This is a genomic window from Quadrisphaera sp. DVD1 (genome assembly GCF_058932755.1).
Window position 1 is genome coordinate 1 of record NZ_JBZYWI010000095.1, and the last position, 11,958, is coordinate 11,958.

The 11,958-nt window shown below is 73.9% G+C and carries 8 protein-coding genes and 2 pseudogenes; 5 read left to right on the plus strand and 5 right to left on the minus strand.

Translation table 11 applies throughout. The features are described from left to right. Positions 1 to 216, plus strand: a pseudogene (locus AC5FZL_RS11430) (hypothetical protein); the annotation flags it as partial. Between the two features lie 49 nt (positions 217 to 265). On the opposite strand, the gene AC5FZL_RS11435 reads toward AC5FZL_RS11430, so the two are convergent. Then, a complete protein-coding gene (locus AC5FZL_RS11435; protein ID WP_493618717.1) occupies positions 266 to 2,422 on the minus strand; it encodes an alpha-galactosidase in 2,157 nt (718 codons plus the stop codon). 308 nt (positions 2,423 to 2,730) lie between these two features. Here AC5FZL_RS11435 and AC5FZL_RS11440 point away from each other — a divergent pair, with 308 nt between their 5' ends. Next, positions 2,731 to 3,771, plus strand: coding sequence for a LacI family DNA-binding transcriptional regulator (locus tag AC5FZL_RS11440; RefSeq protein WP_493618718.1), 1,041 nt, complete (start codon positions 2,731 to 2,733; stop codon positions 3,769 to 3,771). On the opposite strand, the gene AC5FZL_RS11445 is transcribed toward AC5FZL_RS11440, so the two are convergent. Further along, positions 3,762 to 4,028, minus strand: a complete 267-nt coding sequence (locus AC5FZL_RS11445) for a DUF2277 domain-containing protein (RefSeq protein ID WP_493618719.1) — start codon at positions 4,026 to 4,028, stop codon at positions 3,762 to 3,764. The two genes, AC5FZL_RS11440 and AC5FZL_RS11445, sit on opposite strands and share 10 nt — an antisense overlap. Positions 4,029 to 4,181: 153 nt before the next feature. Between AC5FZL_RS11445 and AC5FZL_RS11450 the strand changes: the two genes are divergently transcribed. Both AC5FZL_RS11450 and AC5FZL_RS11455 read left to right on the plus strand, forming a co-directional pair. Continuing rightward, positions 4,182 to 4,763, plus strand: coding sequence for a hypothetical protein (locus tag AC5FZL_RS11450; RefSeq protein ID WP_493618721.1), 582 nt, complete (start codon positions 4,182 to 4,184; stop codon positions 4,761 to 4,763). A 5-nt stretch (positions 4,764 to 4,768) separates the two neighbouring features. Next, on the plus strand, positions 4,769 to 6,037 hold the full coding sequence (locus AC5FZL_RS11455; protein WP_493618725.1) for a putative bifunctional diguanylate cyclase/phosphodiesterase: 1,269 nt from the start codon (positions 4,769 to 4,771) through the stop codon (positions 6,035 to 6,037). A gap of 34 nt (positions 6,038 to 6,071) precedes the next feature. Here the strand turns inward: AC5FZL_RS11455 and AC5FZL_RS11460 are convergent, their stop codons facing one another. From AC5FZL_RS11460 to AC5FZL_RS11470, 3 genes are all read right to left on the minus strand, one after another. Next, positions 6,072 to 7,199: a ribonucleotide-diphosphate reductase subunit beta gene (locus AC5FZL_RS11460; protein WP_493618727.1), complete on the minus strand. Its 1,128-nt coding sequence runs from the start codon at positions 7,197 to 7,199 to the stop codon at positions 6,072 to 6,074. 2 nt (positions 7,200 to 7,201) lie between these two features. Next, positions 7,202 to 10,198 carry a ribonucleoside-diphosphate reductase subunit alpha gene (locus tag AC5FZL_RS11465; protein WP_493618722.1) on the minus strand — a complete coding sequence of 999 codons (2,997 nt, stop codon included), beginning with the start codon at positions 10,196 to 10,198 and terminating at the stop codon, positions 7,202 to 7,204. A 307-nt stretch (positions 10,199 to 10,505) separates the two neighbouring features. Then, a complete protein-coding gene (locus AC5FZL_RS11470) occupies positions 10,506 to 11,219 on the minus strand; it encodes a phosphocholine cytidylyltransferase family protein (protein WP_493618723.1) in 714 nt (237 codons plus the stop codon). A 307-nt stretch (positions 11,220 to 11,526) separates the two neighbouring features. On the opposite strand from AC5FZL_RS11470, the pseudogene AC5FZL_RS11475 reads away from it, so the two are divergent. Further along, positions 11,527 to 11,958: pseudogene (locus AC5FZL_RS11475) on the plus strand (hypothetical protein); the annotation flags it as partial.

The following is an 11,958-nucleotide window of genomic DNA, read 5'->3' on the forward strand; positions in this document are numbered from 1 at the left end:
CGACCGGTGGTGGACGTGCCCGACGCCGCGGCGCTGGTGCGGATCGCCGAGCGGTACGGCCTGCTGGTGCTGCACTGGACGCGCTCGGGCGTGGAGACGTTCGTCGTCCAGGACGAGGGCACGACCTACCGCTACCGCGCCGACGCGACGGGGCCGCTCCCGGTCGCGGGGCGCGCGCCGCGGGCCGCGCGCCCCCTGGCCAGCCACGCGCGCTGACCCGCAGCGCCTGAGGGTCGCCCCCGCCGGTCTCCGGCGCCCTCGACCGCTACCGGGCGCGCAGGTGCACCAGCGCGGCGTGGTCGGCGCGCAGCGCCGGCGCCTGCAGCCCGACCGCGGCCAGCGTCCGCCCGGACAGGCGGACCGGGCCCCGCTGCCAGCTCGGGGCGCTCTCCGGTGCTCCCCGGTCCTGCGGGGGCACCGCCTCCACGGCGGTGACCTCGTACAGCCGGTCGGGGTCGAGCCCCGGCAGGCGCACCAGCCCCGGCGGCCAGGTGTCCGGCAGGTCGAGCAGGGCGAAGCAGAACAGCGCCTCACCGGCGTCCTGCGCGACCACCCCGTGCGTCCACAGCGCGGGCAGCGGGGAGTCCACGCGCACGGTGCGCCCGGTGTGCAGCAGCGGCCGGAACCGCTTGGCCAGGGCCACCCACGCGGCGAGCTCGGTGCGCTCGGCGTCGCTCGCCCGGCTGATGTCCCACTCGATGCCGAAGTGCCCGAACAGGGCGGTCGCGGCCCGGAACGACAGGTCGTGCGTGCGGCCGGTGGTGTGCGAGGTGGGGCTGCCCACGTGGCTGCCGATGAGCTCGGGAGGCAGCAGCTGGCCGGTCCAGCGCAGGACCTGCTGCCGCTCGTGGGGGTCGATGCAGTCGCTGGCCCACACCCGGTCGGTGCGCTCGAGGACCTCGAGGTCCACCCGCGCCCCGCCGGAGGAGCACGACTCGATCTCCAGGCCGGGGTGGGCGGCCCGCAGGTCGTCGAGCAGCCGGTACACGGCCAGGGTCTGCTCGTGCACCGCGGGCCGGCCGGTGCGGGTGGTGCCCGCCTCGACGAGGTCGCGGTTGTGGTCCCACTTGAGGTAGTCGATGCCGTACTCGGTGACCAGGGCGCTGATCTGGGCGAAGACGTGGTCGCGCGCCGGGGCGATGGTCAGGTCCAGCACCTGCTGGTGGCGCGCCTCGAGCGGGAGGCGGCCCTCGGGCTGCAGCAGCCACTCCGGGTGCGCCCGGGCCAGGTCGGAGTCGGGGTTGACCATCTCCGGCTCGAACCACAGCCCGAACTGCATCCCCAGCGCCTTGACCCTGTCCACGAGCGGGTGCAGCCCCTGCGGCCACACGACCGGGTCGACGACCCAGTCGCCGAGCCCGGCGTCGTCGCTGCGGCGGCCGAGGAACCAGCCGTCGTCGAGGACGTAGCGCTCCACCCCGACCTCGGCGGCCCGCTCGGCCAGCTCGAGCAGCCGGCCGAGGTCGTGGTCGAAGTAGACGGCCTCCCACGTGTTGAGCACGACGGGGCGGGGACTGCGCGGGTGGGAGGGCCGCGAGCGCAGGTGCTCGTGGAAGCGCGCGGCGGCGGCGTCGAGGCCGACGCCGTGCGTCGCGTAGGACCAGGGGCCCTGGTAGCTCTCGCGCGCGCCGAGCACGACCTCGCCGGGCAGGAGCAGCTCGCCGCCGAGCAGGAGCGTGCGCCCGTTGCTGGCCCGCTCCAGCAGGTGGCGGTGGTTGCCGCTGAAGGCCACGTGCAGGCCCCACACCTCGCCGGTGGCGAAGCCGAAGCCGGCCTCCCCGGCGAGGAGGACCGTGGCGGCGTCCGCGCCGGTGCGGCCCCGCCGGTTCTCGCGCAGGTGGGTGCCGACGGTGATGGCGCGGCGCTGCGGCGCCCGCTCGCGCGCCCAGCGCCCGGTCTGGTCCAGCGACTCGGTCGCCACCGGCGGCACCGGCAGGGCCACGGCCAGCTGCTCGAGGGCGTAGGCGTCCTCGGCGAGGTTGGTCACCGACGCCCGGGTGCGCACCAGGCCCGAGCCGAGCAGCTCGACCTCCAGGCGCAGGGAGAGGCGGGCGAGCTCGTCGGTGGCCGTGGTGACCAGGCGCCCGCCCCCGCCGGGAGCGGTCTCGACGGCGTGGTCGCAGGCGCCGAACCGCGGTGTCCAGGCGCGCCCGGCCCTCGAGCCGGAGAGCCCGGGGGTGCCCATCCACGCGGCGCTCAGCTCCGGCAGCAGGGAGACCCGCACCGGCACGTCGACGGAGTTCTCCAGCATCGGCGCCACGGTCGAGGCCAGGGCGGCGAGCTCGGCGTCGTCGGCGGGCCCCAGGTCCGCGCCCCAGTGCAGCACGGCCGGGAGGGTGTCGTCGGGCAGGTCCAGCACGAGGCTGACCCCGGCGGCGCGCAGGTGCAGCAGCCGCTCGCCGGACGCAGCGGCGGCGCTCATGCGCCCACCCCCGCGGCGTCGAGCCAGTGGTCGGCCAGCACCACGGTGCGCACCCTCCGGGGGGCCTCTGCGAACTCCACGAGCTTCCTCCTGACGTCGTCGTCACGGGCCGTCCGGCGGGTCGGGACCAGCGACCGAATCGGTTCAGCAGCACTCCACGCTACCGGAGCGGCTCCTGCGGAGGAGCCGCTGACCCGAGCGGGCGGACGCTGTTCCCAGCGGCCCCGGAGCCGGGTAGCCTGCCGCGCCACGGCGATCCGGCGCCACCGCGACGGCGTCCGCCGCCGCCACCGCCCCGAGGAGCCCCCGTGACGCGCGTCACGATCACCGAGATCGCTCGCCGCGCGGGGGTGTCCAAGGGCGCCGTCTCCTACGCCCTGAACAACCGCCCCGGCGTCTCCGAGGCCACCCGTGCCCGCGTGCTGCAGGTGGCGCAGGAGCTGAACTGGGTGCCCAACAGCGCCGCCCGGATGCTCTCCGGCTCGCGCACCGACACCTTCGGGCTGGTGCTGGCGCGCAGGCCGAGCACGCTCGGCTTCGAGCCGTTCTACATGGAGTTCATCGCCGGCATCGAGAGCGAGCTGACCCTGCGCTCCCACGCCCTGCTGCTGCAGGTCGTGCCCGACCTCGAGGCCGAGATGTCGACCTACCGCACCTGGGCCTCGCAGCGGCGCGTGGACGCCGTCGTCGTCGTCGACGTGCGCGTGGACGACCCCCGGATGCCCCTGCTGCGCGACCTCGGGCTGCCCGCCGCGGTGGCCGGCGACCCGCACCTGACCGGCGGGCTGGCCACGGTGTGGACCGACGACGCCGCCGCGGCCCGCGAGGTCGTGAGCCACCTGGCCGGGCTGGGGCACCCCCACCTGGGCCGGGTCGCCGGCATGACCGAGCTGGGCCACGTCGGCATCCGCGACGCCGCCTTCCGGGCCGCGGCGGAGGCGGCGGGCGTGTCCCTGAGCACGGTGCACACCGACTTCTCCGGCGACGACGGCGCCCGCGCGACGCGCGAGCTGCTGGCCGCCGACCCGCGGCCCACGGCGCTCGTCTACGACAACGACCTCATGGCCGTGGCCGGTCTGGCCGTGGTCGCGGGCGCGGGCCTCAGCGTCCCGGGCGACGTGAGCCTGGTCGCCTGGGACGACTCGGCGCTGTGCCGGATCACCCACCCGCCGCTGAGCGCGATGGGCCACGACGTCATCGACTACGGGGCCCAGGTGGCGCGGGTCCTCTTCGGCCAGGTGGCCGGCGAGCCCGCTGCCGCGCACCTGGCGGCCACCCCGCGCCTGGTCTCGCGCGGCAGCTGCGGCGCCCCGCCCGCCTCAGCGCGGCTCGGCGCGGCTCAGCGGTAGCGGCCCGCCGCCCGCTCGCGGGCCCGGGCGGCCATGACCTCGCGGTCGCGGGGCGCGGCGGAGGTCACGAGCTCCGCGAGCAGGTGCTGGGAGGCGTGCGCCACCTCCTCCACCGCGCGCTCGAAGGCGGCGGCGTTCGCGGCAGAGGGCGCCGCGAAGCCGCTGATCTTGCGCACGTACTGCAGCGCCGCGCTGCGGACCTCCTCGTCGGTGGTCCCGGGCTCGACGTTGTACAGGGTGCGGATGTTCCGGCACATGCGGCGAGCGTAGGAGCGCCGGCGCCGAGGGGGAAGGACCGCTCGGCGGGGACGGCGAGCACCGGCCACCCGGACGGCCCCTCTCCTGCGCCCGCTCGTGCGCCGATGGGGGTGGTGGAGCCGCGTGCGCGGCCCGGAGGGGAGGACGGGGCGGTGACTGGCGCGATCGGCGGGACGCGAGCGCTGCTGCCCCTGCTGGCCGCGGCCCGGGCCGCGCTGGACCGGGCGCCCACGGTGTCCACCCCCGTGGTCATGGCCCGCGCGACGGGCTTCCTCTTCCTGACCGCGGACCTGTTCTGCGCCGCGGCGATGCTCAGCCAGTGGGACCTGGTGGTGCAGCCGTGGGCCGCGCTCGGGTTCATCGTCCTGACCCTCGCCACCGGCGTGGTCATCTGGCGGCGCGGGCCGCGCTGGGCGCCGCGGGTCTACCACGCCCTCGTGGTCGTCGCCGCGTGCCTGGTCACGGCGTCTATCGTGCTGAGCCCGGGCGGGGCCACGGCGGTGGCGCTGTCGTCGGTCTACGCGCTGGTGGGGATCCTGGCCTCCTTCCTCTTCCGCTTCCGGCTCGCCCTCGCCCACGTCGCCGTGATGCTGCTCGCCTGCGCGGCCGCCTTCACCGCCACGGGCGGGGTCTCGCTGGCGGAGTACCTCCTCGTGGCCGGCGAGGTGGCCATCGCGAGCTGGGTGGCCGGCTGGCTGACCCGGGTGGCGGCCGACAGGAGGTCGACCCCCTGACCGGCCTGCCCAACCGGCGCGGCTTCGAGCGGGTCCTCACCGGGCAGCTCGCCCAGCCGGGGCAGGGCGCCGGGCTGGTGCTGGCGGTCATCGACATCGACTACTTCAAGGCGGTCAACGACACGACCGGCCACGCCGACGGCGACCGCGTGCTGCGCGAGGCCGCCGCCGCCTGGAAGGGCGTGCTCGCCCGGCGCCACGTGCTGGCGCGCACCGGGGGCGACGAGTTCGCGCTGCTCCTCGTGGACGTGGACCGGGCCGGGGCCACCGCGGTGGCGGAGCGGCTGCGCAGGGCCCTCGGCGAGCACACCTGCACGGTCGGGCTGGCCCGGTGGGAGCGCGGGGACAGCGCGGTGATGCTCGTCAACCGCGCCGACGCCGCCCTCTACGCGGGCAAGCGCGGCGGCCGCGACCGGGCCGCCTGGCACGAGAGCGCGACCGGGGCGCTGTCCGAGCCGCTGCACGCGGCGCTGCAGGCCGGCGAGCTGCAGGTTCACTACCAGCCCGTCGTGGACCCGGGCACCGGGGCGCTCGCGGGCGCCGAGGCCCTCGTGCGCTGGCCGGACGGCGCGGGCGGGTGGCACTCGCCCGCGTCGTTCATCCCCACGGCCGAGGCCACCGGGCTGATCCGCCCGCTGGGGGAGTGGGTGCTCCACCAGGCGTGCGCCGACGCCCGGGCCTGGGTGCTCGCCGGCCTGGCGCTGGACAAGCTGTCGGTCAACGTCTCCCCGCTGCAGCTGCAGGATCCCAGCTTCCCCGACGTCGTGCGCCGGGTGCTGGCCGAGACCGGCCTGGACCCCGCGCGACTGGTGCTGGAGGTCACCGAGTCCACCCTCGGCGTCGAGGGCGGACGGGCGGTGCAGGGGCTCGCCGAGCTGCGGGGCGAGGGCGTGCGGGTGGCGATCGACGACTTCGGCACCGGCTACTCGACCCTGTCGCGCCTGCGCGACGTGCCGGTGGACATCCTCAAGATCGACCGGGCGTTCGTGGCCACGCTCGGCCAGGCGCGCTCGCACGCGCCGATCGTCGCCGCCGTCATCGCCATGGCCGGCGCCCTGGGACTGCGCACGGTCGCGGAGGGCGTGGAGACGCCGGAGCAGGCCGAGCTGCTGCGGGCGATGGGCTGCCCGGAGGTGCAGGGCTTCCTCTACAGCCCCGCGGTGCCGAGCGAGGCGCTCGTGGAGCTGTGGCGGGCCGCGGACCGGCGGGCCGGCGGTGGGGCCGGCGGCGCGAGCGCGCGCACCCCGGAGACGGCGTCGGCCCGCCACCCCTGAGCAGGGGCGGCGGGCCGACGGCCTCAGCGGGAGGTCACTCCCAGGAGAGCCCGCCACCGCTCTGGTACTCGATGACGCGGGTCTCGAAGAAGTTCTTCTCCTTCTTGAGGTCCATCGACTCGCTCATCCACGGGAAGGGGTTCTCGACCTCGTCGAAGACCGGGGCCAGGCCCAGCTGCCCGCAGCGGCGGTTGGTGATGAAGTGCATGTACTGGGCGGTGAGCTCGGTGTTCAGCCCGAGGATGCCGCGCGGCATCGTCTCGCGCCCGTAGGCGATCTCCAGGTTGCACGCCTCGGTGAGCATCTCGCGCACCTCGGCCTGGAACTCCGCCGACCACAGGTGCGGGTTCTCGGCCTTGATCTGGTTGATGACGTCGATGCCGAAGTTCAGGTGGATCGACTCGTCGCGCAGGATGTACTGGTACTGCTCGGCGATGCCCACCATCTTGTTGCGCCGGCCCAGGGACAGGATCTGCGCGAACCCGGTGTAGAACCACATGCCCTCGAAGACCACGTAGAAGGCGATGAGGTCGCGCAGGAAGTCCTGGTCGGCCTCCGGGGTGCCGGTCGCGAACGCCGGGTCCTCGAGGTTCTTCGTGTACTTCAGCGCCCAGGAGTCCTTGTCGGAGATCGAGGGGATCTCCCGGTACATGTTGAACAGCTCGCCCTCGTCCAGCCCGAGGGACGTGCAGATGTACTGGAAGGTGTGCGTGTGCACGGCCTCCTCGAAGGCCTGGCGCAGCAGGTACTGGCGGCACTCCGGGTTGGTCAGCTGCCGGTAGACCGCCAGCACGATGTTGTTCGCCACGAGGGACTCGGCGGTGGCGAAGAACCCGAGGTTGCGCTTGAGCATCAGGCGCTCGTCCTCGGTGAGCCCGTCGCGGGACTTCCACAGGGCGATGTCGGCCTGCATGGAGACCTCGGTGGGCATCCAGTGGTTGTTGCACCCCGCGAGGTACTTCTCCCACGCCCAGCCGTACTTCAGCGGCAGCAGCTGGTTGACGTCGGCGCGGGCGTTGATCATCGCCTTGTCGCTGACGTCGACCCGCGCCGCGCCCTTCTCGATCGCGCCCAGGCCGGTGGCGCCGGCCGTGCTCTCGCGGACGTCCACGACGGTCTCCTCGTGCTCGGTGGTGGTGGGGCCGGACTGCTGCGCCGGGATCGTCACTGGCACGCCTCGCAGTCGTCGCCGTTCTCGATGGAGCAGGCCGCGGCCGCGGAGGTGTCGGGCAGCACCACCACGGGGGAGGGGCTGGCCGAGACCATCGCGGGCGGGCTGACCACCGCGGCCGGAGCGGCCGCGGTGACCTGGGCCGGCACGCTGGCCGGGGCCGCGGCCGCGGCGCCCGCGGACGCCGTGGCCGGAGCACCGGAGGAGACGGCGTTGAGCTTGCCGTCGGTGCCGCGCAGCGTGGACTTCTCCACGTGCGTCGCGCTCTGGGAGCGCAGGTAGTACGTCGTCTTCAGGCCGTTCTGCCACGCCGAGCGGTAGAGCTCGTCGAGCTTGCGGCCGTTGGGGGAGGAGACGTAGAGGTTCAGCGACTGCGCCTGGTCGATCCACTTCTGCCGGCGCGAGGCCGCCAGGACCAGCCACTGGGCCTCCACCTCGAAGGCGGTGGCGTACAGGGCCTTGAGGTCGTCCGGGACGCGGTCGATCTGGCCGAGCGAGCCGTCGAAGTACTTCAGGTCGCTGACCATCACCTCGTCCCACAGGCCGCGGGCGGCGAGGTCGCGGACGAGGGCGTCGTTGACCACGGTGAAGTCACCGGACATGTTCGACTTCACGAACAGGTTGCGGTACATCGGCTCGATCGACTGGGCCACACCGACGATGTTGGAGATCGTCGCGGTGGGCGCGATCGCCATGACGTTGGAGTTGCGCATGCCGGTCGTGCGGACCTTCTCGCGCAGCGGAGCCCAGTCCAGCGTGGTGGAGGTGTCGAGGGCGACGTCGCCGCCCCGCGCCTCGCGCAGCAGCTCGAGGGAGTCGATCGGGAGGATCCCCTTGCTCCACAGGGAGCCCTCGAAGCTGGCGTAGGCGCCCCGCTCGACCGCGAGCTCGGCGCTGGCCTCGATCGCCGCGTAGCTGATCTGCTCCATCGAGGTGTCGGCGAAGTCCACCGCCTCCTGCGAGGAGTAGGGCAGGCGCAGGGTGAACAGCGCGTCCTGGAAGCCCATGAGGCCCAGGCCCACCGGGCGGTGGCGCTGGTTGGCGCGCTCCGCCTGCGGGATCGTGTAGAGGTTGAGGTCGATGACGTTGTCGAGCATGCGCACCGCGGTGCGCACCGTGCGGCGCAGCCGCTCGACGTCCAGGCCCTCGGGGGTCACGTGCGCGGCGAGGTTGACCGAGCCGAGGTTGCAGACCGCGACCTCCTCGGCGTTCGTGTTCAGCGTGATCTCGGTGCACAGGTTCGAGGAGTGCACGACGCCGACGTGCTGCTGCGGGGAGCGCAGGTTGCACGGGTCCTTGAACGTGATCCACGGGTGGCCGGTCTCGAACAGCGCCGTGAGCATCTTGCGCCACAGGTCCAGCGCGCGGACCGTGCGGTGGACGCGGAGCTCGCCGCGGTCGGCAGCGGCCTCGTACTCGGCGTAGCGCTGGGCGAAGGCCGGGCCGTAGAGGTCGTGCAGGTCCGGGGTCTCGTCGGGGGAGAACAGCGTCCAGCGGCCGTTCTCGGCCACCCGCTGCATGAACAGGTCCGGGACCCAGTTGGCGGTGTTCATGTCGTGCGTGCGCCGGCGGTCGTCACCGGTGTTCTTGCGGAGCTCGAGGAACTCCTCCACGTCGATGTGCCAGGTCTCCAGGTAGGCGCAGACGGCGCCCTTGCGCTTGCCGCCCTGGTTGACCGCCACCGCCGTGTCGTTGGCGATCTTGAGGAACGGGACGATGCCCTGGGAGTTGCCGTTCGTGCCCTTGATGTGGGCGCCGATGCCGCGCACGGGCGTCCAGTCGTTGCCCAGGCCGCCGGAGTACTTCGCGAGCAGCGCGTTGTCCTTGATGGACTGGAAGATGCCGGACAGGTCGTCGGAGACCGTGGTGAGGAAGCACGACGACAGTTGCGGGCGGGTGGTGCCGGCGTTGAACAGCGTGGGCGTGGAGCACATGAAGTCGAAGCTGGAGATCAGGCGGTAGAACTCGATCGCCCGCTCCTCCTTGTGCTTCTCGTTCAGCGCCAGGCCCATCGCCACGCGCAGGAAGAAGGCCTGGGGCAGCTCGTAGCGCTGGCCGTGCTCGTGCAGGAAGTACCGGTCGTACAGCGTCTGCAGGCCCAGGAAGGTGAAGTCGAGGTCGCGCTCGGCCTGGATGGCCGCGCCGAGGCGGTCGAGGTCGAAGTCGGCCAGGCGGGGGTCGAGCATGCCCAGCGCGATGCCCTTGGCGACGTAGCCCTTGAGGTACTCGGGGTAGATCGCGGCCATCTGCGCGGCGCTGGCCTGGCGGCGCTCGCCGGAGACCGCCGACAGGGCCTCGGTGCGCAGCATGTCCATGAGCAGCCGGGAGCTGACGTAGGTGTAGTCCGGGTCGGACTCGACCTTGGTGCGCGCGGCCATCACCAGCGACTGGGCCAGCTCGAGCTCGCCGACGCCGTCGTAGAGGGTGCGCACGGCCTCGGTCACCACGGCGTCGGGGTCGACGGTGGGCAGGCCCGCGCAGGCCTCGGCCACGACGGTGCGCACGCGCTCGACGTCGAGGGGCACCAGCACGCCCTCGACGGTGCGCACGCTCAGCGAGGGGACCGCGGCGCTGGGAGTGGCGGCCTCGCGCTCGCGGCGGGCCTTCGCGTGCTCCTCGCGGTAGAGGATGTAGGCGCGGGCGACGGCGTGCTCACCCGTGCGCATGAGCTGCAGCTCGACCTGGTCCTGCACCTCCTCCACCGACACGGGGCGACCCGAGGAGCCGGCCTCGGCCAGGGAGCGGCGGACCAGGGTGGCGATGATCTGCGAGGTCATCTCCTCCACGAGCCCGCGCACGCGCGCGGAGCTGCCGGCGGCCTCGCCCTCGACGGCCAGGAAGGCCTTCGTCAGCGCCACCGAGATCTTGGTCGCGTCGAAGGGCGCGAGCTCGCCGCGGCGGTTGATCACCGCGGTGGGCGTGGCGGGGCCGTCGCCGGGCTCGGGCACGGAGCTGTCGACGCTGAGCGCGTCGGGGACCACCTGGGTCACGGGTTCTCCTGAAGGGTCGGTACGAGTCTTCGCAGGTCGCCCCGAGGGTGTTCGCCCCGGGGACGACCGCTGCCATGACGCTACATCGTGTGGCTGGCCTGCGCCACGCCCCTAGATGTAGTGGCCGGTCGGATCGCGTGTCGGCCGGCGGAGCGGGCCCTCGCCCGCCTCCCGGCCTGGGCGGAAGCCTGTCAGAGACCCCTGACAGCCCGGGGCCGAACGGCGCTGCTCGGGCCTCGCGGGGTGCTGGACGCCGGACGGCCGGCTCCCCGGGCGGGGAGCCGGCCGTCCGGCGGTGGGTGGTGGCTCAGGGGCGCAGGATGCCGCCGCTGAGGGAGTCCGCGCGCACGAGGTCCTCCTCGAAGTCGACCTCGACCGCGGTGTAGCGGGAGATGTCCACCGGGCGGAAGCGCAGGCCCCGGTCGGCGATGGCCGTCTCCATGCCGCGCTCGAAGTAGTCCGTCGCCCCGCAGGCGTCCAGCTCCTGCATGAGGACGGCCTTGTCGGCGCTGGAGATGTAGTTGATGCCCACCGCCTCGCCGAGCCCGCCGACGACGGTCTTGGACAGCTCCCGGACGTAGCCGGCCTCGTCCACGGTGTACTTGACCTCCTCCTCGGCCACCGCCTCGGTGTTGACGCAGACGAAGCTCTCGTCGGCGTCGAGGTGCGGGCGGACCAGCTCGAGGATCCGGGGGTCGAAGACGACGTCGCCGTTCATCCACAGGACGCCGCCGGCGTGCGAGACGCCCAGCGCGCGCAGCAGGCTCTTGGAGGTGTTCGTGCTGTCGTAGGCCTCGTTGTAGGCGAACAGCAGGTCGGGCGCCGCCTCCATGACGAGGTAGGCCTTGAAGCCCACCACGACGGTGATCGGCAGGTCCGGGCCGAGCTCGTAGCGCAGGTTGTCCACCTGCTGGGCGAGGATGCTGCGCCCGTCGCGGAGCTCCGTGAGCGGCTTGGGCAGCGGGCGGCCCAGCCGGGTGCCCAGGCCTGCGGCCAGGATGACCGCCTGCAGGCGGCTCACCGGGCGCTCGCCGGCGCCGCGGTGCTGTCGTGGACGTTCCTCACGCGCATCTCTCCCCTCCCAGGTCGACCGGTTCCGTCGACGCTCCTGCCCCCCATGATGGGGCCACGGCGTCACAGGAACACTCCAGCCGCTCCCGGGCGGACGAGCCGGGGCGCCGCTCGCCGTGCGCCGTCACGGACCGTGAGCGATCCGCACGCCTCCCTCGGTACGCCGGGAGGACGATGCGGATCTCCCCCTCAAGGTCGACGCGGCGGCGGCGCCGACCGGCCAGCATGGGGAGGTGGGCAGCAGCCAGGACGGGCCGGTGGGAGTCCGGACGACCCGTCCCGCACTGGGGGGCGGCCGGTGGCGCGCACTGCCGAGGTGGCTGCGCACGCTGACCGGCACGGCTCTGGTGGTGGTCGTCCTGGGCGCCGGTGCCCTGCAGCTGCGCGGGGTGGACGCCGGCCGGCTCCTGGCCGGCGTCCAGTGGTCGTGGGTGGCGGTGGCGGGGGCGGCGGCGGCGGCCTCGTTCCTCGGGGCCGCGTGGAACCTCATGGGCTTCTCGCCCGTGGCCCTGCGCCTCGCCCCGGTCGTGGCGGCGCAGGTGGCCGGCACGGCGGTCAAGCTCGTCACGCCCGCCTCGGTGGGGTCGATGGCCCTGACCGCCAGGCTGGTGCAGAAGGCCGGTGCGAGCACCGCCGCGGCGCTGCTGTGCGTGGCCGCCGCCCAGGCGGTGCAGCTGGTGCTCACGGTC